This is a genomic window from Photobacterium marinum (assembly GCF_000331515.1).
Taxonomy (GTDB): domain Bacteria; phylum Pseudomonadota; class Gammaproteobacteria; order Enterobacterales; family Vibrionaceae; genus Photobacterium; species Photobacterium marinum.
The window spans coordinates 90,412-110,547 of the sequence record NZ_AMZO01000023.1 but is presented as its reverse complement, the minus strand read 5'-3'; the positions used below and the strand labels follow the sequence as shown (position 1 = coordinate 110,547).

Below are 20,136 nucleotides of genomic sequence, written 5' to 3'. Positions count from 1 at the left end.
TTTGCCTGCGCTATCGGATGCTATTACAAACTTGACTCGCTCCCTTAAAACCTAAAACAAGTCTTATACCGTCAACTCATCATAGCGTTATCTCATAATAAATAAGTGAGTAAATATAAACGCCAACCTAATATCACCTATCTGACTTCAGTTTATTATTAGTGAAGAGAGTAAAATAACTTTTAAAAATTAAATTTTTACCACAACAAAGTTAAATTAAAATTAATTATAAAAAGCACCCAATTCATTCCCCACACTCAACAAACAAATAAACACCAAACCAATTAACCAACTTAACAACACTAATTACCGTCCTAAAAATGCCATTATCAAGAGAATAAAAACTCTAAAACTCTTTTGTATGAAAACTACAAAACGGATATTCATCAAATTAAAAGGAAAAATATTTGTTACCAGATACGTAACAAATGGCATTTATTTAAATAGACAACCGAATAAACTGCATAAGATCGGTGTATTCACTACTCTCTCACTTGAAATAAAACTGCATAAACTTCCCACAAAAAACACAAAAACATTTAAATACAAAAGGTTACAAAGAAAAACCCAGTGCATAAATCATAAATGCTACATAAAAAATCACGCGTGAAAACAAGCTACAAATGCATGGATTATGTTAATAAAAACGACACTTTACGTTGCTATATTAATAATTAAAGTGTGACAAAAGTCTAAGACTCCAATTAACGAAAGAGTAGAATGAATTACAGAAACGAGGCGGAAGGATTAATAATTAATTTAATACCTCCGCAAAAAATAAATAAGCCAGCGAATTAACGCTGGCATCAAATAGAGAGATACGATCATGAGTAAGTTCTATGTAGGTTCTGAAATTGGCCAACTACGCCGCGTTCTTCTTCATCGTCCAGAGCGAGCTCTAACTCACCTAACACCTTCTAACTGTCACGACCTGCTATTTGATGACGTTCTATCTGTAGAACGCGCAGGCGAAGAGCACGATATCTTTGCAAATACTCTTCGTGAACAAGGTGTTGAAGTATTCCTTCTTCGTGACATGCTAGCTGAAACTCTGGCTGTGCCAGAAGCAAAAGAATGGTTGCTAAACACTCAGGTGTCTGACCACCGTTTCGGTCCAGCATTCGCTAACGATGTACGCTGCTTCCTAGCTGACATGCCAAACCAAGAACTAGCTTCTATCCTTCTTGGCGGCCTAAGCTACGCAGAACTACCAATCCAGTCTTCTTCAATGATGCAGGGCATGCACGCTCCAACAGATTTCATCATTGAACCACTACCAAACCACCTGTTCACCCGCGACACTTCTTGCTGGGTTTACGGCGGTGTTTCTATCAACCCAATGGCAAAACCTGCACGTCAGCGTGAAACAAACCATGTTCGTGCTATCTACCGTTGGCACCCAACCTTCGCAGGCCAGGACTTCATTAAGTACTTCGGCGACGAAGAGAAAATCTACGACAACTCAACTATCGAAGGCGGCGACGTACTAGTAATCGGTAAGGGCTCTGTTCTAATCGGTATGTCTGAGCGTACAACTCCACAAGGTGTTGAGCAGCTAGCATCTAGCCTATTCAAGCACGGTGAAGCTAAACAAGTTATCGCAATGGAACTTCCTAAGCACCGCTCTTGCATGCACCTAGATACAGTAATGACTCACATGCGTGAAGATACCTTCTCTGTTTACCCAGAAGTTATCCGTAAAGACGTTAAGTGCTGGAGCCTAACTGGCGACGAATCTGGCGCAGTAAACGTGAAGGAAGAAGGCTACTTCGTAACTGCAATCGAGAAAGCTCTTGGTGTTGATAAGCTGAACCTTATCACTACTGGCGGTGACAGCTTCGAAGCAGAACGTGAACAGTGGAACGATGCAAACAACGTATTGACTGTTAAACCAGGTGTGGTTGTTGGTTACGAGCGTAACGTATACACCAACGAGAAATACGACAAAGCAGGTATCACAGTTCTGCCAATCCCAGGTGACGAACTTGGCCGTGGCCGCGGTGGCGCACGCTGCATGAGCTGCCCAATCGAACGTGACGGCATCTAATCCCCCGGGAAACTAAGCAAGACGCAAAATAATATGGCCGGTATCTAAGAATACCGGCCAACAGAAACACCAAGAGAGACGATCCTATGACTAAGCAAACTGTTGTTGTTGCACTAGGCGGTAACGCACTTCTACGTCGCGGCGAGCCACTAGAAGCAGATATTCAGCGCCAGAACATTGCTACTGCAGCAAAAACCATCGCAGATATCGCGAAAGAATATAACGTAGTGCTGGTTCACGGTAACGGCCCACAAGTTGGCCTGCTAGCACTTCAAGGTCTGGAATACAAAAAAGTTAGTCCATACCCACTAGACGTACTGGGTTCAGAAACCCAAGGCATGATCGGCTACATGCTGATGCAGGAACTGAAGAACCTGCTGCCTGAACAACACATCTCTTGCATGCTTACGCAAATGACCGTGGATCCAAACGACCCAGCATTTGCAGACCCAACTAAGCCAATCGGTCCTGTTTACGAAGAAGCAGAAGCACGCGAAATGGCTGAAAAATACCACTGGACTGTTAAGCCTGACGGCCAGTACTTCCGTCGCGTAGTACCAAGCCCACTGCCAACTGGCATCGTTGAAGACGACGCAATCTCAGCACTGATCAACCAGCAGCACCTGGTGATCTGTACTGGTGGTGGCGGTATCCCAGTTAAGAAAGAAAACGGCAAGCTAGTCGGTGTTGAAGCAGTAATCGACAAAGACATGTCAGCAGCATTCCTGGCTAAACAGCTGAATGCAGACGCACTGCTAATCCTGACTGACGCAGATGCAGTTTACCTGGACTGGGGTAAACCAACTCAGAAAGCGCTGCGCAGCACAACACCAACAGAACTGGCTCAATACACTTTCGACGCAGGTTCTATGGGTCCGAAAATCGATGCTTCTTGCGAGTTCGTTAAACAAGGCGGCAAGCTGGTAGGTATCGGTGCCCTTCAAGATGGTCTAAACATCCTGAAAGGTGAAGCGGGCACAAATATTATTGCAGAATAACAGAATAGTTATTCACAAAAACATCATAATACGATAAACAATAGACAATACAGGCCGGCCCAGTTCCACATCATCTAAACAGGAATTGCCGTCGGCCAGAGAGATACAGATTCTTAAGAGGATATCATCATGGCTTTCAATCTTCGCAACCGTAACTTCCTAAAACTTCTAGACTTCACTCCTCGTGAAATTCAGCACATGCTAGACCTGTCTGCAGAACTGAAAAAAGCGAAGTACAACGGTTACGAGCAGCCTCGCCTAACAGGCAAGAACATTGCTCTGATCTTCGAAAAAACTTCAACTCGTACTCGCTGTGCATTTGAAGTTGCAGCATACGACCAGGGCGCTAAAGTTTCTTACCTTGGCCCAACAGGCTCTCAAATCGGCCACAAAGAATCTATGAAAGATACTGCACGTGTTCTTGGTCGCATGTATGACGGCATCGAATACCGCGGTTTCGGTCAGGAAATCGTTGAAGAGCTAGGCGCATACGCTGGTGTACCAGTATGGAACGGCCTAACTGACGAATTCCACCCAACTCAAATCCTGGCTGACTTCCTGACTATGATGGAACACGGTCGCGGCAAGCAACTACACGAAATGAAGTTTGCTTACCTAGGTGACGCTCGCAACAACATGGGTAACTCTCTAATGGTTGGTGCTGCGAAGATGGGTATGGATATCCGCCTTGTTGCTCCTAAAGCATACTGGCCTGAAGAAGCTCTAGTTGCTCAGTGCCGTGAAATCGCTGAAGAAACTGGTGCGAAAATCACTCTAACTGAAGACGTACAAGAAGGCGTTAAAGATTGTGATTTCCTATACACTGACGTATGGGTATCTATGGGTGAAGCGAAAGAAGCATGGGCTGAGCGTATCAACCTAATGCTGCCTTACCAAGTAAACATGGACATGATTAAAGCAACTGGCAACCCACATGTGAAATTCATGCACTGCCTACCTGCTTTCCACGGTGAAGACACAACTGTAGGTAAAGAACTGGCTCAAGAATACCCAATGCTGAAAGACGGCGTTGAAGTAACAGACGAAGTGGTTGAATCTAAGCACTCAATCGTATTCGACGAAGCTGAAAACCGTATGCACACCATCAAAGCTGTAATGGTTGCTACTCTGGGTCAGTAATCAACTCTCTTGGGCGTTCTTAACTCCCATAATCAATACCGGCCTTCGGGCCGGTATTTTTATTTCCACTTACTCTGTTTTTCATATCAAATCTCTTCCTTATAGCCCATCGATCTTTTGAAATTATTCACCACTACTTTTTACCTCAACATTAAAAAACCAACCAAAAACAAATAAATTCAAGCACTTAATGACAAAACCAAAGAGCAACTCACTTAATATCGATATGCATAAAATCCCACAAAATGAATAGTTAACGCAAACGCTTGCGCTCTCAAAAAATGGGCGTATAATCCTTCGCAATTTGTCTAGAGAGAGATAAAAAATGAGCCCTGTTGTTAATCACAACTTGATTCACTACCGCCGAAATTCGGCGTTGGCGCCATTTTTTGTTTTTTCTGTTTTTCATAAAAGAGCCTCCTTTTTCAAGGGGGCTTTTTTTTGTCTGTCATTTGCCCAATCCGGCAAGCAGGCAAACGTCATTCATCATAGTGATATATAGAGGGAAGAGAAGCCATGGCGAATTCGCTGTTTCAAAAGCACATCATTTCCATCCCGGAACTTAACCGAAATGAGCTGGAACTAATTGTTGAAACTGCAGGCAAGCTAAAAGCCGAGCCAAACCCGGAGCTACTGAAAAACAAGGTTGTTGCAAGCTGCTTCTTCGAGCCATCAACCCGTACCCGTCTTTCTTTTGAAACCGCTGTCCAGCGCCTGGGCGGCACTGTTATCGGTTTTGATAACGGCGGCAATACATCACTGGCGAAGAAAGGCGAAACACTGGCTGACTCAGTACAGGTCATTTCTTCGTACGTCGATGCCTTCGTAATGCGCCACCCGCAGGAAGGTGCAGCACGTTTAGCTTCGGAATTTTCCAACGGTGTTCCGGTAGTCAATGGCGGTGACGGTGCTAACCAGCACCCTACCCAAACTCTGCTGGACCTGTTCTCAATCTACGAAACTCAGGGCCGCCTGGATAACCTGAACGTCGCTTTCGTCGGTGACCTGAAATACGGCCGTACTGTTCACTCCCTGACTCAGGCCCTGGCGAAGTTCAACAACGTTAACTTCTTCTTCATTGCCCCTGAAGTACTGGCAATGCCTGACTACATTTGCGAAGAGCTGGACGATGCCGGTATCAGCTACAGCCTGCACACCACCATCGAGGAAGTTGTTCCTGAGCTGGATATCCTGTACATGACCCGTGTTCAGAAAGAGCGCTTTGACGAGTCTGAGTACGCCCACATGAAAGCAGCCTACATCCTGACTGCCGACATGCTGAAAGAAGCCCGTGACAACCTGAAAGTACTGCATCCGCTGCCACGTGTTGATGAAATCACCGTCGATGTCGACAAAACGAAGCACGCCTACTACTTCCAGCAGGCGGAAAACGGTGTTTACGCACGTGAAGCCCTACTGGCACTTGTACTGAACGAACAACTTTAATCACAGGAGATAACAGCAATGGCGAAAGAAACTCAACTGCAGGTAGAAGCGATCAAAAACGGCTCTGTTATCGACCACATCCCGGCTCACATCGGTATCAAAATCCTGAAGCTGTTCAAGATGCACAAAACCAACGAGCGTGTGACTATCGGTTTAAACTTGCCATCATCGGCGCTGGGCTGCAAAGATCTGATCAAGATTGAAAACACCTTCCTGACCGAAGAGCAGGCAAACCAACTGGCTCTGTACGCACCGAATGCGACAGTAAACCAGATTGAAAACTACGAAGTGGCAAAGAAATTGACTCTGTCTCTGCCAGAACAAATCGACGCCATCTTCAAGTGTCCGAACAGCAACTGTATCTCTCACGGTGAGCCGGTAGAAAGCAGCTTCACGGTTCAGATCAAGAAAGAAGAAGTTCGCCTGAAATGTAAGTACTGCGAAAAAGTGTTCTCACGCGAAATCGTTACTGAGCACAAATAATCTCAGGCATATAACTTACTGCCTTGAAAACAAGACCGCCGACTCAATTTTGAGTCGGCTTTTTTATTCTCATTTGTAAAACGACCTCCCCTTACTGCGACTTCTACCTTTGAACAATCACATAACCAAAGCTCACAGGTCGTCTCGTCACTGTGACATGATTTTCAAAGGAGCGTGGCATGACAATTCCCCTACATTTTCGTTGCCTTTCTTTCAGCCGGGCTCGAAATCTGTTTTTTATTGTTCTTGCCACTCTCACCATTTCAGGATGTATCCTAAGCAACGGCCCTATCAGTGATACCGGAAAACATCATGCCAACCAGATGGTCATGGTCGGTGTACCTATTCTGCTGGGAGGCTTTGGCTCTGCAGTTCCAATCAATAAAGACTATATGGTGACGGCCAAACACGTTGCCCAGTTGTCCTGGGATATTGATGTCATCCATCACCCTTACTGTGATCTGTCCCTGATCCGGCGACATTCAGATACCTTACCGATCTGGGGACTCATTTATCCCGGACAGCCTGTCTCTCACCACGGCCATTCACTTGTAGGTAACAGCATTAAAGGTGAAGGCAATTACCTGCAGGATGTGATTGATACCAATACCGACTGCCTTTATTCACTCAGTGATGCCCCGGTTATGTCAGGCATGAGCGGTGGCCCGGTATTTAACCCAGATGGAGAAATCGCCGGGATCACTGTCGCCATTGTTCATAACCCGGAAGATTTGGAAAACCTACGCTCGGCACAACGCTACAGCCAGTTCGTGCCGGCCACACTAATCTTTGACTGGCTAAATGCCCTTGGTATGGATACATCTTCAGCCAGTCCAGAGCTGGCCACGATTCAAGTATCAGAATATGTTGCCAGCCTTAATCGCCCCGGCCCTGTAGCTCCACATATCGCAACAACCCAGCCAGCTTCATCTCAACCAAAAGAGGTCCCCACTGAACAACTCACTTCAACTTCCGATGATGAAAAGGGCTCAGTAACAGCCAGCACATCCTCCTTCCCAGAATACCAAACTCCGGTAGCTCCCTCTTTTTTACCGTATTCCAGACAGGTAGCACCAGATAGAAACACTGCCGGAGCTCTTTCCGGGCTTCAACCTGATCAGGAAGAAGGAACTCAGCTAACCTTGAAGCACGAGAAAAAAAATCCACCAACTAAACAAAACCGATAAAACCAATCGGAATATAATTCCTCATACAGGCGATAAAATCGGCTTTTTGTTTTGGTGATAGCCGTCAAGAAAACATTTTTGCATAGTTGCTATGATTGCTTATGCAAGATCATGCAACCCATATATGGTCTTGTGCTCTACGCCAGCAACGAAACAAATTACACAAAATACGGCGAGGCAATGCTTCCCGTCACAATAATGCTGGCCACTAAAACGATACGATCTTAATACCCTGTGAATTACAAGGAGTTGCCCGTGAATGGATCCGATATGCACGGTGCGATTGATGCATTTCAAAATGATGAGAACATCGCCACGGCCTGCAAACGCCTGCTACAACAGCAAAGTTTCTCGACCCAAGATGAAATCCGTCAACAGCTAATAGCTATGGGCTTTGACGATGTCAGCCAATCAACCGTTTCTCGTCTGCTGTCTCGCCTCGGTGTGGCAAAAGTACCGAATGCTTATGGTAAAAAAGTCTACTGCCTGACAGTAGAAAATGAGCCGGTTCAAGTTGGCTCCTCTATCTCATCGCAGATTGAGTTTATTACCCATAACCAACTGGTGGTAGTGGTCAAAACCCACCCCGGCGGTGCCCAACTGGTTGCCCGTCTGATTGATATCCAGCCCCACGCTGAAATCTTGGGAACTGTTGGTGGTAATGACACGGTAATGGTGGCACCGAAAGACATCGGCCGCATTGAAGAATGCGAGCGTGTTGTCAAAGCCCGGTTGGGAATTCCAGCTTAAGCAAAATACGTGCTACAGCAAACAGGAAATGCTTTGACCTGAACGATTTTGGGCTGCAAACTAGTGCCCTCTTAAAAGTTGCAAATGACTTAATAAGGACAAACAATGACTCAAGTACTACACACAGATCAGGCTCCAGCAGCTATCGGCCCTTACGTACAGGGTGTTGACCTAGGCAACATGGTTCTGACTTCTGGCCAGATCCCTGTAAACCCAGCTACCGGTGAAGTTTCAGAAGATATCGCCGAGCAAGCTCGTCAGTCTCTGGAAAACGTTAAAGCTGTAGTTGAATCTTCAGGCCTTAAAGTAGCTGATATCGTGAAAATGACTGTGTTTGTCAAAGACCTGAATGACTTTGCAACAGTCAACGAGGTATACGGTAAGTTCTTCGATGAGCACAACGCACCGTACCCTGCACGTTCTTGTGTTGAAGTAGCACGTCTGCCAAAAGATGTGAAAATTGAAATCGAAGCGATTGCAGTTCGTAAATAATCGCTAAAGATATGAATATGAAAAGCTGTCTGACGACAGCTTTTTTTTCGCCTGAGCTTACTCTTTACCTTATATAAAAAGTCTATAAGTATTTAATTTGCCAAAGTATGTTCGAATACTTTGCCAAACCAAGCGGTAAAACGGTGCGGCTCTGACTCCAGCGCCAGCTCAAGCTCTGCCTGCGGCCACCAGCGATAAGCCATCACCTCATCGACATTCGGTGTCACTTCAAGATCTGAAACCCCGGCAACCAACACATGATCCAGTTCGTGCTCGACAAGTTGGTTATCCAGTTCGGCCCGATAAACAAATGCCGCCACATCTTCTAGGTGCTCAAGGCCCACAATACCCATTTCTTCTTCCAGGCGGCGCAAGCCGGCCTGCTCAAAGGTTTCCCCCTGACGCGGATGGGAGCAACATGTATTAGTCCACAAGCCACCGCTATGGTATTTACCCATCGCGCGTTGCTGCATCAGAAATTCTTTGCCATTATCTGTTTCACGGTATAACAGAACAGAAAACGCCAGATGCAGAGCGCCGTCACGGTGAGCTTGCATTTTTTCCTGCAATCCCAGCACGGAGCCCTGAGGGTCAACGAGTACAACCTGTTCTTCCATCTTGATCTCACTAAAAACAAAAAAGGACACGCCATGCATGCCCTTAATCTAAACGTACCGAGCTTAACTGCCGGTATAAATCATTATTATTTAGCCGAGCGCTGAGCGGCTTCTTCGTTAAGCTCTGTCAGCTTGGCTTCCATCATATCGCGGCACTGAGTAGACAGTTCACGAACATCTTCTTTAGTATACCCTTCTGTTGATATCGGTGGCAGTACTTCAACAATCACCACACCGTTATCCCAGCGGTTCAGGTTAACTTTATCTGTTGTACTACAAACAACAGGCACAACGGGCACACCTGCGCCAATTGCCGCATGGAACGCACCTGTCTTAAAAGGAAGCAGACCACGGCCACGGGAGCGGGTACCTTCCGGGAACATCCACACAGACACTTGCAGCTGTTTAATTTTATCAACCACCTGACCGATAGTACCGACCGCCTTGGAACGGTTAGCGCGGTCAATCAAAATATTGCCAGTCAGCCAGTACAACTGACCAAACAGTGGCAGCCAGACCAGGCTTTTCTTACCAACGGTTACTGTACGAGGCATTACAGCACCGGCGATAGTAAACAAATCGAAGTTGTTCTGGTGGTTACCGACATAAACGCTGGCACCAAATTTTTCCGCGCCTTCAGGGTAGCGAATTTCCAGTTTGATGCCGAAAACACGTGACATATTACTGAACAGGCGGCCGAAAGTATGCACATGTTTCGGGTTCCGCGGACTGAACAAACAGTAGCCACAGCCAAATACAAACATGACGATGGCAAAAATTGCGACAGCGACAAGGCGCAATATTAAAATCATGGATCTCTCCTCAGCGTACAAGCGTTCGCTAGTATACTCAGGCAACGGGAAATTACACCCTTTATGTGTACGATTTACTCAGTATGGTCGCAATAATAAAAAGCTGAATAATAAAAAAGCCCTCAAATGAGGGCTTTTTCTCGTTCATCGTACCAAAGAGCTTACTCTTCGGCAGGTAACTCTGGCAATTCAATGTCCATCCGAGTAACACGTTGCAGGCCACGCGGCAGCATGGCACCTCGGCGACCTCGTTCACCACGGAAGTTATCCAGATCAGACGGCTTAAGCCCCAGCTTACGCTTACCGGCATGCAATGTCAGATGGCTCCCCTTAGGCAGAACAACCAGGTGCGACAAGAACTCTTCACGCGCCTTGGAACGGGCTGCCGGAATATTAATGATCTTGTTACCCTTACCTTTGCTCAGCTTCGGCAAATCCTGAATTGGGAACAACAACATACGGCCTTCATTGGTGATCGCCAAAATTTCATCCGAATCGATATCCCCGATTGGCTGTGGCTGCATCACCTCGGCACTTTCCGGTACCGTCAGCAAGGCTTTACCATTCTTGTTCTTCGATACCATATCAGAGCACTTACAGATAAAGCCGTAGCCAGCATCCGACCCCATCAGCCACAACTGATCGTCTTCAGCCATCATGACATGACGCATATGGCTGCCCGGTGTCAGATTCAGGCGACCGGTGATCGGCTCACCCTGACTACGTGCAGAAGGAAGTGTATGTGATTCAAGTGCATAACTGCGGCCATCAGTTCCCAGGAATACCGCAGGCAGATTACTCTTTCCACGGGCATGAGCCAGATAGCCATCACCAGACTTGTAACTCAGAGAGGTCGGATCAACATCATGACCTTTAGCATGGCGAATCCAGCCTTTCTCAGACAACACAACCGTGATCGCTTCACTCGGGATCAGGTCGCGCTCAGTCAGCGCTTTGGCTTCTTCACGCTCAACCAGCGGAGAACGACGGTCATCACCGTACTTCTCAGCATCAGCCAGAATTTCTTTCTTGATCAGGGTATTTAGGCGGCGCTCAGAGCCCAGTAGCTTCTCAAGCTTTTCTCGCTCTTTCGTCAACTCATCCTGCTCGCCGCGGATCTTGATCTCTTCCAGCTTAGCCAACTGGCGCAGCTTGATTTCAAGGATTGCATCAGCCTGAATTTCACTCAGGCCGAAACGAGCCATCAACTCTGCTTTCGGATCATCCTCATTACGGATGATTTCAATCACTTCATCAATGTTCAGGTAAGCCACCAGCAAACCATCAAGGATGTGCAGGCGGGCGATCACTTTGTCCAGGCGATATTGCAAACGGCGGCGAACTGTCGAGCGGCGGAACTCCAGCCATTCACCCAGGATCTGAACCAGGCCTTTAACTTGCGGACGGCCGTCCAGGCCCAGCATGTTAAGGTTTACACGGAAGCTCTTTTCCAGATCCGTTGATGCAAACAGGTGATTCATCAACTGCTCGCAGTCAACACGGTTCGAACGCGGCACAACCACGATGCGAGTCGGGTTTTCGTGATCCGATTCGTCACGCAGATCATCCACCATCGGCAGCTTCTTCGCTCGCATCTGGCTGGCAATCTGCTCCAGCAGCTTAGCTCCGGAAACCTGGTGCGGCAGCGCCGTGATCACAATATCACCGTTCTCTTTATGCCATACAGCACGCATTTTGATGCTGCCACGGCCAGTACGGTAAACCTTCTTCAGATCGCTCTTAGGTGTAATAATTTCAGCTTCTGTCGGATAATCCGGGCCCTGAACAAAGCCCATCAGATCATCCAAATCCGCCTTCGGATTTTCAATCAGATGTACCGCTGCATTTGCCACTTCGCGAGCATTATGCGGCGGAATATCGGTTGCCATACCAACGGCAATACCGGTCACCCCGTTAAGCAGGATGTGCGGCAGACGAGCCGGCAGCATCTTAGGCTCTTTCATGGTGCCGTCGAAGTTAGGGATCCAGTCGGCGGTTCCCTGCCCCAGCTCACCCAGCAGGACTTCAGAGAAACGGGACAAGCGCGATTCGGTATAACGCATCGCAGCGAAGGATTTCGGATCATCCGGCGCACCCCAGTTACCCTGACCGTCAACCAGCGGGTAGCGGTATGAAAATGGCTGGGCCATCAGCACCATGGCTTCATAACAAGCCGAGTCACCATGCGGGTGGTATTTACCCAATACGTCACCGACGGTACGCGCCGATTTCTTGTACTTCGCAGTCGCTGACAGGCCAAGCTCAGACATTGCGTAGATAATACGGCGCTGTACCGGCTTCAGGCCATCACCTATAAACGGCAGGGCACGGTCCATGATTACGTACATGGAGTAATTGAGATAAGCGTCTTCAGTAAACTTCCTCAGCGGGAGCTGTTCAACGCCGTCCATTGAGACATCAGTCATCGTTGGGTATTCCGTTCAATCAATTCTTTGCGACCGCCTGCAACCGGGTTACAGGCCGTCAGCATCATATTCTGAAATAGTCTTGCGGACACAGTTCAGTAACAACCAGCGGGCTTACACCTCGGCCATGTCACCTTTTTCCTGTAGCCAGTGGCGACGATCTTCTGCGCGTTTCTTGCCCAGTAGCATATCCATCATTTCATTGGTCTGGCTGTCATCATCAATAGTCAGCTGAACCAGGCGACGGGTATTCGGATCCATGGTGGTCTCACGCAGCTGCAGCGGGTTCATCTCACCCAGACCTTTGAATCGCTGTACATTGATCTTGCCACGCTTCTTGCTCAGGCGCTCAATGATCACTTCTTTCTCGGCTTCATCCAGAGCGTAATGAACTTCTTTCGCCTGATCGATTCGGTAAAGCGGTGGCATAGCGATATAAACATGGCCGGCGCGTACCAGTGCTTCGAAATGCTTCATAAACAAAGCACAAAGCAAGGTGGCGATGTGAAGACCATCGGAGTCCGCATCGGCAAGGACACAAACCTTACCGTAGCGCAGGCTGCTAAGGTCGTTGCTATCCGGGTCGATACCCAGCGCAACAGAAATGTCGTGAACTTCCTGAGAGCCCAGAACCTGATCAGCAGACACTTCCCAGGTGTTCAGGATTTTACCGCGCAGTGGCATGATAGCCTGGTATTCACGATCACGGGCCTGTTTGGCAGAACCGCCCGCCGAGTCACCCTCCACCAGGAAGAGTTCGGTTCGGCTCAGATCCTGCTGCGAACAGTCTGCCAGCTTACCTGGCAGTGCCGGACCGGATGCCACTTTCTTACGTACCACTTTCTTGCTGGCACGCATACGGCGGTGAGCATTGGCAATACACACTTCCGCCAGCTGCTCAGCCAGCTGCGGGCGCTCGTTCAGCCACAGGCTGAAAGCATCTTTAACCACACCGGAAACAAAGGCGGCGCACTGACGCGAAGACAAACGCTCTTTAGTCTGACCTGCAAACTGCGGATCCTGCATCTTAACCGACAGTACGTAAGCACAGCGGTCCCAGATATCATCAGCAGTTAGCTTAACGCCACGCGGTAGCATATTGCGGAACTCACAGAACTCACGCATTGCATCCAGCAGCCCCTGACGCAGACCATTTACATGGGTACCACCCTGAGCCGTCGGGATCAGGTTAACGTAACTTTCAGTGATCAGCTCACCGCCTTCCGGCAGCCACAGCAGGGCCCAGTCGGCCGCTTCTGTCTGACCACTGAACACACCGGTAAACGGCTCTTCCGGCAGCAAGGTGTATCCCTTCACGCCTTCAGCCAGATAGTCTTTCAGACCATCTTCATAGCACCAGCGCAGGGTTTCATCTGTATTTTTATCCGTAAAGACAATTTCAAGGCCAGGACACAGTACCGCTTTGGCCTTCAGTACGTTCTTAAGGCGCGACACCGAGAATTTCGGGCTGTCGAAGTACTGTGCATCCGGCCAGAAGTGAACACGGGTACCTTTGGCACGACGGCCACAAGTGCCGATCACCTCAAGCTCAGAGACCTTATCGCCGTTCTCAAACGCGATCTGGTAAATCTGGCCTTCACGCTTAACCGTGACTTCGACCCGAGTCGACAGGGCATTTACTACCGAGATACCTACCCCGTGCAAACCACCGGAAAACTGGTAGTTCTTACCTGAGAACTTACCACCGGCATGCAGCTTACAAAGGATCAGTTCAACACCTGATACCCCTTCTTCCGGGTGGATATCCACCGGCATACCACGACCGTCATCGACAACTTCAAGCGACTGGTCTGCATGGAGGATAACTTCAACTTTGCGGGCATGACCGGCCAATGCTTCATCGACACTGTTATCGATAACCTCTTGGCCGAGGTGGTTTGGCCTCACCGTATCGGTGTACATGCCGGGACGGCGGCGTACTGGCTCAAGGCCATTAAGAACCTCAATGGCTCCGGCGTTATAGCTTTGATCTGTCATATTACGGAAGTTTACGAGAAAATTTTGCCACAATAGTCAGTAACCCCAGCCCGGTTGTCAAGCTGAGGTCGAGGATAAGGCCCACAATTGTGAGTCCGGCTCCACTGTCTGCCAGTCATATTATGCGACCGGATTAACAGTCAGAGCCCAAGGAAATTGATGATTTCAGCGGGAAAACGTTCAAAACCGACAAAACTGTGGTCACCATCCGGCTCCACTGTCTGACGGCAGGCAGCATACTTTTCTACGGCCTGGCGATAGTCGAGAATTTCATCACCTTCCTGCTGCAACAGCCAAAATGAGGCAGGATTTTTAATTTCAGGCACGTCCATCAGCCTCAGTTCATCCATGTGCTTTTCTTCAAGCAAATAGCGCTCACCGGTATAAGGATTTTCCTGTTCACCCAGGTAATCCACCAGCAACTCATAAGGCTTCACTGCCGGATTAACCAACACTGCTGGCAACTGGTAACGGTGATTAAGCCAAGTGGAAATATATCCCCCCAGCGAACTACCGACCAACCCGACCTGATATTCATGCCGCAAAGAGTCCACCAGGTTGTCGATAAACTCAGCGGCCTGTACCGGATAACATGGCATCTGCGGAATTTCGACCCGGATATCCGGACGATGACGGTGACAGTAATCAGCCATCATCGTCGCCTTCATTGATTTCGGCGAGCTGTTAAAGCCATGAATATAAAGCAGTAAAGGTTTCATTTAGTAACCACCGGAATCAAACTCAGGAACGAAATCTTTACCGTCCAGGCGGTATACCGACGTCACCACGTCGCCATCTTTGGTCAGTTCAAGATAGCGCCATCCCGGATTTTGCGAGTCAAGAGCAAAGTCGCTGGAATCAGGCAGAAACTGAATGCAAGTCGACGGTGTCGCCAACACTCTTACTCCATTATGGATGCGATCCAGCTCCTGATGGATATGACCACAAAGTACGGTTTTGACTTGCGGATACTGATCAACCACCTTCCAGAATGCCGAAGCATTATGCAACTTATGCTGATCCAGCCAGGTGCTGCCAGCTTCCAGCGGGTGATGATGCAACAACACCAGAGCATGGCGATCCGGATGGGCAGCCAGCGCTTCATCCAGCATAGTCAGTTGCTCTTCGCGCAATTCACCGTGCGGCACGCCCTGTACTTGGCTATCAAGCAGAATAACCTGCCAGTGATCACCTGCTAGTACCTGATGGCATGGTTTAATCGTCGGAGCTGGCAGAACAGACGCCATATTCGGCTGGAAATCATGGTTTCCCGGCAGCCAAAAGCACGGCTGCGGCCAGCGAGCAATACCACGGATAAAACGCAGATAAGAATCTTCACTGTGATCCTGCGAGATATCGCCCGTGGCAACGATGGCATCAAACGGACGTGCAGCATCGTCTACAGCATCCAGAACTGCATGAAAACTGTCTTTTGTCGCGACTCCCAACAGGCTACCAGCCTCATTCGCAAACAAGTGGGTGTCGGTGATTTGAAGGAGAACCACGCTTTCCGGGTTCGTCTGTGGCAGAGAATACGTCTGCAAAACGTCAAAAACCTTGTCTATCTAATACTGTTAACAAACCGATTGTTTGCTGATTCCATTTTTCAGGCAATAGGCCAGCCAATCACCCAAAAAGCGATTCACCTGATGTTTTTCATCTCTCTGGTGCATTCGCAAATTGGGGTAATCATACCGCGGCTGTAGCCGAGAAATCTGCTGAGCGGAACACACTTCTGCCACTCTGGCATCGTGATAAAGCCGAACCGTCAGGCGAGGCACCAGGTAATCAGGTAACTCCCCTTCGGAACACTGCCACAACTCAATTACTGTCGTGTAACGGGTCGACTCCGTAATTTTCAACTGATATTCATGGTCGAAAACTTTATATACACACTCATCCCCCACTGTGTCAGTTTTTGGCAGCAATGGAAGCAGCTTCGCATAATTGGTCTCATATAAGCGCATGATGCCAGCAAAATCAACGGAATATCTTTTATTCAATCGGGGTCCTTAAACCAATGGGTGGTTATTGAGCCTGAGACTGTAAACGTAAATAGTTTAGCTGCAACCACTGCAGTGCAATGATTGATGCCGCATTTTCAATTCTACCAGATTCCACCCAACGGTATGCTTCCTGTCGCGGAACAACATGAACCCGAATATCTTCGCCCTCATGAGCAAGGCCATGAATACCATTGGCCTTGCTGCTATCGACACGCCCGACAAAGACATCCAGCATCTCGGAGCAACCACCGGAACTCGACAGGTAACGGGTAACTTTTTCCAAATGCGTGACAGAGACACCGGCTTCTTCAACCGCTTCCCTACTCACTACATCTTCAGGTGTTTCATTAGGTTCAATAATGCCGGCTACGATTTCCAGCTGCCATGGCGAACACTCTGCAGCCATGGCTCCGACCCTGAACTGTTCGACCAATACAACTTTGTCCTCAGCCGGATCATAGGGTAACAGGGCTGCGGCGTGCCCTCGTTCGAACATCTCACGCTCGATCGGCTCACTCCAGCCTCCGGCAAAAAGTTTATGACGAAAACGATACTTCACCATGCTGAAATATCCCTGATACAGCGTTTCCGTTGCTAAAACTTCAACATCATCTTTGCCATAAACATTCGTTCCGGATTCTGTTGGCATCCTGTTACTCATCTGTCATCTCCCTTTGCTATATATTTTTTCATTCAAAATGCCTGTCAGCAATGATTAAATTCAACATTCATGACAAATATTATGATTTTTTTTAAGTCCAATTTTACAGTTGGATAGATTACAATCACATATGATTAAGTAAACAGCGTAAAATTAAGTAAAAGTGTTCATTGATCAGTTTCAGGCAAGGTATCTTCGAATAAACTAAATTTTTTGCTCTCTTTATATTGTCAGGACCAGGAAAGGCATCCATGAAAAAATTGCTTCCGCTTATCATCAGCGTTGCGCTTAGTGGCTTCAGCCAGGCGTCACTAGCTGACGATCTAGCCGATATCTACCAACAAGCCAAACAAAACGACCCTCAGCTACTTCGTGCTGCCGCCGATAAAGATGCAGCGTTTGAAGCGATTAACTCCACCCGAAGTGCACTATTGCCACAAATCAACCTGACGGCTGGCTACAATGTTGCGCGAATGGATGGTGATACAGAGGGCTTCAATGGCGGATTGACGCTGGACCAGTCGATTTACAACCGCTCAAGCTGGGTTAACCTAGACATCAGCGAAAAGCAGGCACGCCAGAGTGATGCAGCTTATGCTTCAGCTCAGCAAGGCCTGATCCTTCGCGTATCCAATGCTTACTTTGACGTGCTTCGAGCTATGGACAACCTTGAGTTTGTCCGTGCTGAAAAAGCAGCCGTAGGACGTCAGCTGGAGCAGACCAAACAGCGTTTCGAAGTCGGCCTGTCAGCCATCACTGACGTCCATGATGCTCAGGCACAGTATGACAGCGTGCTGGCTAATGAAATCTTGGCCGAAAATGACCTGACCAACAGCTACGAAGGCTTGCGAGAAATTACCGGCCAGGAACACAAGACACTGGATATCCTGGATACCCGCCGCTTCTCGGCAAGCGGTCCTCAGGCGAAAGTGCTGGAGCTGATCAAAAACGCTGAAACTGAAAACCTGAGCTTACTGACATCCCGTATCACTCAGGATATTGCTCGTGACCGTATCGATCTAGCGGAATCCGGCCACCTGCCGACTCTGTCATTCAATGCTGGCTACAGCTATGACGAAAAGCTACCAAGTAAAAGCGATGATGGCACACTGACTGCCGGTATCAACCTGAACCTGCCGGTATACACCGGTGGCCGTACAACATCTGAAGTAAAACAGGCACAATTCAGCTATGTTTCAGCCAGTGAACAGCTGGAAGGTTCATACCGCAGTGTTGTCAAAGATGTTCGCGCTTTCTATAACAACATCAATGCTTCAATCGGTGCAATCCGTGCTTTCCAGCAAGCTGTGATTTCAGCTCAGTCAGCACTGGAAGCGACCGAAGCCGGTTTTGATGTAGGTACCCGTACCATTGTTGACGTTCTGGATGCAACCCGCCGCCTGTACGATGCTAACCGTCAGCTGGCTAATGCCCGCTACGACTACATCATCAGCCAGCTACAGTTGAAACAGGCTGTCGGTTCACTGAACGAACAAGATGTAGTGGATGTGAACACTGGTTTGATAACAGCTAAGAAATAAGCATCACAGTAACGTTTAGCAGACAACAAAAAAGCGCCATCATTAATGGCGCTTTTTTCTATTCAATGACTAGGCTAGCTAGACAAGACTATGCGGAATATTAACCGCGACCACCACGAATCGCTTCGATAATTTCAGTGGTTGAACAACCGTCTTCAAAGTTAAGAACGCGCACTTCGCCACCAGCTGAAACCACTTCTTTACCACCGGCAATTTCTTCCAGCTTGTAGTCGCCGCCCTTAACCAAGATATTCGGCAGAATTTCGCTGATAAGACGCTGTGGCGTTTCTTCCGTAAACGGAACAACCCAGTCAACCGCCCCCAGACCAGCCAGTACCGCCATACGACGATCTTCCGGGTTAACCGGACGACCCGGACCTTTCAGGCTCTGAACAGAACTGTCGGAGTTCACAGCAACAATCAGGCGATCCCCCAGTTTAGCCGCTTCATTCAGGTAAGCCACATGACCGGCATGAAGAATGTCGAAACAACCGTTGGTCATAACCACTTTCTCACCACGAGCACGTGCAGCTCGTACCGCCTGCTTCAGCTGAGCTTCGGCAATCACACCGAAACCGCTGTCCTGGCAGCCATGGATAGCATCAGTCAATTCAATGGTCGACAGAGTAGAAGTACCCAGCTTACCAACCACCACGCCAGCAGCGGCATTTGCCAGCTTGCAGGCATCAGATAGAGACTTTCCAGCCGCAAGCGATGCTGCCAGTACTGAAATCACGGTATCCCCGGCACCGGTCACATCGTACACTTCTTTTGCCTGAGTCGGCATATGCAGGGGCTCCAGGCCTTTCTGCAACAGGGTCATACCATGTTCGCTACGCGTTACCAGCAGAGCTTCCAGATCATACTTATCAATCAGGCCCAGGCCTTTCTCAACCAGCTCTTCATCAGTTATCACTTTACCGACAACCGCTTCAAACTCTGACAGGTTCGGTGTTAGCAGCGTCGCGCCGCGGTAACGCTCGAAATCTGCGCCCTTAGGATCAATTAAGACAGAAACGCCGGCCTGGCGAGACTGCTGGATCATAGCCTGAACATGCTCCAAAGCACCTTTAGCATAATCCGACAAAATCACCGCCTTTACGTGTGGCAGTGACTGCTCCAGTCGAGGCAGGATCAACTCTGCATCGACATCATGGAAACCTTCTTCAAAATCCAAGCGGATCAACTGCTGGCCACGACTCATAACACGCAGTTTAGTGATCGTCGGGTAATTTGGCAGTGACACGAAATCACAGCGAACATCCAACGATGACAGTTTTTCTGTCAGTGCTTTCGCTGGCTCATCAATCCCCGTCAGGCCAACCAAACGGGCATGTCCACCCAGTGCTGCAATATTCATTGCTACGTTGGCCGCGCCGCCCGGACGCTCTTCAACCTGATCAACCTTGACTACAGGCACAGGCGCTTCAGGCGAAATCCGCCCGGTTGGTCCATACCAATAACGGTCAAGCATGACATCACCAACAACCAAAACACCTGCTTGATCATAATCAGGAAGCGTCAGTTTCATT

At 48.4% G+C, this 20,136-nt stretch carries 18 protein-coding genes; 9 read left to right on the top strand and 9 right to left on the bottom strand.

All coding sequences use genetic code 11. The features are described from left to right. Positions 1-826: 826 nt before the first annotated feature. The 8 genes from arcA (at position 827) to C942_RS16320 (ending at position 8,543) form a co-directional block, all read left to right on the top strand. Positions 827-2,047: an arginine deiminase gene (gene arcA, locus C942_RS16355; protein ID WP_007467703.1), complete on the top strand. Its 1,221-nt coding sequence runs from the start codon at positions 827-829 to the stop codon at positions 2,045-2,047. Positions 2,048-2,133: 86 nt separating this feature from the next. After that, positions 2,134-3,045 carry a carbamate kinase gene (gene arcC, locus C942_RS16350; protein ID WP_007467701.1) on the top strand — a complete coding sequence of 304 codons (912 nt, stop codon included), beginning with the start codon at positions 2,134-2,136 and terminating at the stop codon, positions 3,043-3,045. A gap of 129 nt (positions 3,046-3,174) precedes the next feature. After that, complete coding sequence (locus tag C942_RS16345; RefSeq protein ID WP_007467700.1) at positions 3,175-4,185, top strand: ornithine carbamoyltransferase; 1,011 nt, start codon at positions 3,175-3,177, stop codon at positions 4,183-4,185. Positions 4,186-4,701: 516 nt separating this feature from the next. After that, the gene (gene pyrB / locus C942_RS16340) at positions 4,702-5,631 is read left to right on the top strand and encodes an aspartate carbamoyltransferase (protein WP_007467699.1); all 930 of its coding nucleotides are present in this window, start codon (positions 4,702-4,704) and stop codon (positions 5,629-5,631) included. A gap of 18 nt (positions 5,632-5,649) precedes the next feature. Then, positions 5,650-6,114 (top strand): aspartate carbamoyltransferase regulatory subunit, encoded by a 465-nt coding sequence (pyrI, locus tag C942_RS16335; protein ID WP_007467698.1) that lies wholly within the window; start codon positions 5,650-5,652, stop codon positions 6,112-6,114. Between the two features lie 179 nt (positions 6,115-6,293). Next, positions 6,294-7,301, top strand: a complete 1,008-nt coding sequence (locus C942_RS16330; protein ID WP_007467697.1) for a S1C family serine protease — start codon at positions 6,294-6,296, stop codon at positions 7,299-7,301. Between the two features lie 270 nt (positions 7,302-7,571). After that, positions 7,572-8,051 (top strand): arginine repressor, encoded by a 480-nt coding sequence (locus tag C942_RS16325; RefSeq protein WP_007467696.1) that lies wholly within the window; start codon positions 7,572-7,574, stop codon positions 8,049-8,051. 105 nt (positions 8,052-8,156) lie between these two features. After that, positions 8,157-8,543, top strand: a complete 387-nt coding sequence (locus C942_RS16320; protein ID WP_007467695.1) for a RidA family protein — start codon at positions 8,157-8,159, stop codon at positions 8,541-8,543. Between the two features lie 92 nt (positions 8,544-8,635). On the opposite strand, the gene idi is transcribed toward C942_RS16320, so the two are convergent. The 8 genes from idi to nudF form a co-directional block, all read right to left on the bottom strand. Further along, positions 8,636-9,160 carry an isopentenyl-diphosphate Delta-isomerase gene (gene idi, locus C942_RS16315; RefSeq protein ID WP_007467693.1) on the bottom strand — a complete coding sequence of 175 codons (525 nt, stop codon included), beginning with the start codon at positions 9,158-9,160 and terminating at the stop codon, positions 8,636-8,638. Positions 9,161-9,246: 86 nt separating this feature from the next. After that, on the bottom strand, positions 9,247-9,972 hold the full coding sequence (locus tag C942_RS16310; RefSeq protein ID WP_007467691.1) for a 1-acylglycerol-3-phosphate O-acyltransferase: 726 nt from the start codon (positions 9,970-9,972) through the stop codon (positions 9,247-9,249). Between the two features lie 161 nt (positions 9,973-10,133). Next, positions 10,134-12,398 carry a DNA topoisomerase IV subunit A gene (gene parC / locus C942_RS16305; protein WP_007467689.1) on the bottom strand — a complete coding sequence of 755 codons (2,265 nt, stop codon included), beginning with the start codon at positions 12,396-12,398 and terminating at the stop codon, positions 10,134-10,136. Between the two features lie 114 nt (positions 12,399-12,512). Next, a complete protein-coding gene (parE, locus tag C942_RS16300) occupies positions 12,513-14,396 on the bottom strand; it encodes a DNA topoisomerase IV subunit B (protein WP_007467687.1) in 1,884 nt (627 codons plus the stop codon). A gap of 140 nt (positions 14,397-14,536) precedes the next feature. Beyond that, a complete protein-coding gene (gene yqiA / locus C942_RS16295) occupies positions 14,537-15,115 on the bottom strand; it encodes an esterase YqiA (protein ID WP_007467684.1) in 579 nt (192 codons plus the stop codon). Then, a complete protein-coding gene (cpdA, locus tag C942_RS16290; protein ID WP_036800593.1) occupies positions 15,116-15,940 on the bottom strand; it encodes a 3',5'-cyclic-AMP phosphodiesterase in 825 nt (274 codons plus the stop codon). A gap of 30 nt (positions 15,941-15,970) precedes the next feature. After that, positions 15,971-16,399, bottom strand: a complete 429-nt coding sequence (locus tag C942_RS16285) for a DUF1249 family protein (RefSeq protein ID WP_007467673.1) — start codon at positions 16,397-16,399, stop codon at positions 15,971-15,973. Between the two features lie 25 nt (positions 16,400-16,424). After that, entirely contained in the window at positions 16,425-17,063 is a 639-nt protein-coding gene (nudF, locus tag C942_RS16280; protein ID WP_007467672.1) for an ADP-ribose diphosphatase, read from the bottom strand. Between the two features lie 251 nt (positions 17,064-17,314). Between nudF and tolC the strand changes: the two genes are divergently transcribed. Further along, positions 17,315-18,604, top strand: coding sequence for an outer membrane channel protein TolC (gene tolC, locus C942_RS16275; RefSeq protein ID WP_007467671.1), 1,290 nt, complete (start codon positions 17,315-17,317; stop codon positions 18,602-18,604). A gap of 100 nt (positions 18,605-18,704) precedes the next feature. On the opposite strand, the gene hldE is transcribed toward tolC, so the two are convergent. Beyond that, positions 18,705-20,135, bottom strand: coding sequence for a bifunctional D-glycero-beta-D-manno-heptose-7-phosphate kinase/D-glycero-beta-D-manno-heptose 1-phosphate adenylyltransferase HldE (gene hldE / locus C942_RS16270; protein WP_007467670.1), 1,431 nt, complete (start codon positions 20,133-20,135; stop codon positions 18,705-18,707). Position 20,136: the final 1 nt, after the last annotated feature.

Excerpts from the sequence above, each read along its gene's own strand:
- arcA (WP_007467703.1), top strand. The coding sequence starts at position 827 with ATGAGTAAGTTCTATGTAGGTTCTGAAATTGGCCAACTACGCCGCGTT.
- arcC (WP_007467701.1), top strand. The coding sequence starts at position 2,134 with ATGACTAAGCAAACTGTTGTTGTTGCACTAGGCGGTAACGCACTTCTA.
- C942_RS16345 (WP_007467700.1), top strand. The coding sequence starts at position 3,175 with ATGGCTTTCAATCTTCGCAACCGTAACTTCCTAAAACTTCTAGACTTC.
- pyrB (WP_007467699.1), top strand. The coding sequence starts at position 4,702 with ATGGCGAATTCGCTGTTTCAAAAGCACATCATTTCCATCCCGGAACTT.
- pyrI (WP_007467698.1), top strand. The coding sequence starts at position 5,650 with ATGGCGAAAGAAACTCAACTGCAGGTAGAAGCGATCAAAAACGGCTCT.
- C942_RS16330 (WP_007467697.1), top strand. The coding sequence starts at position 6,294 with ATGACAATTCCCCTACATTTTCGTTGCCTTTCTTTCAGCCGGGCTCGA.
- C942_RS16325 (WP_007467696.1), top strand. The coding sequence starts at position 7,572 with ATGCACGGTGCGATTGATGCATTTCAAAATGATGAGAACATCGCCACG.
- C942_RS16320 (WP_007467695.1), top strand. The coding sequence starts at position 8,157 with ATGACTCAAGTACTACACACAGATCAGGCTCCAGCAGCTATCGGCCCT.
- idi (WP_007467693.1), bottom strand. The coding sequence starts at position 9,160 with ATGGAAGAACAGGTTGTACTCGTTGACCCTCAGGGCTCCGTGCTGGGA.
- C942_RS16310 (WP_007467691.1), bottom strand. The coding sequence starts at position 9,972 with ATGATTTTAATATTGCGCCTTGTCGCTGTCGCAATTTTTGCCATCGTC.
- parC (WP_007467689.1), bottom strand. The coding sequence starts at position 12,398 with ATGACTGATGTCTCAATGGACGGCGTTGAACAGCTCCCGCTGAGGAAG.
- parE (WP_007467687.1), bottom strand. The coding sequence starts at position 14,396 with ATGACAGATCAAAGCTATAACGCCGGAGCCATTGAGGTTCTTAATGGC.
- yqiA (WP_007467684.1), bottom strand. The coding sequence starts at position 15,115 with ATGAAACCTTTACTGCTTTATATTCATGGCTTTAACAGCTCGCCGAAA.
- nudF (WP_007467672.1), bottom strand. The coding sequence starts at position 17,063 with ATGAGTAACAGGATGCCAACAGAATCCGGAACGAATGTTTATGGCAAA.
- tolC (WP_007467671.1), top strand. The coding sequence starts at position 17,315 with ATGAAAAAATTGCTTCCGCTTATCATCAGCGTTGCGCTTAGTGGCTTC.
- hldE (WP_007467670.1), bottom strand. The coding sequence starts at position 20,135 with ATGAAACTGACGCTTCCTGATTATGATCAAGCAGGTGTTTTGGTTGTT.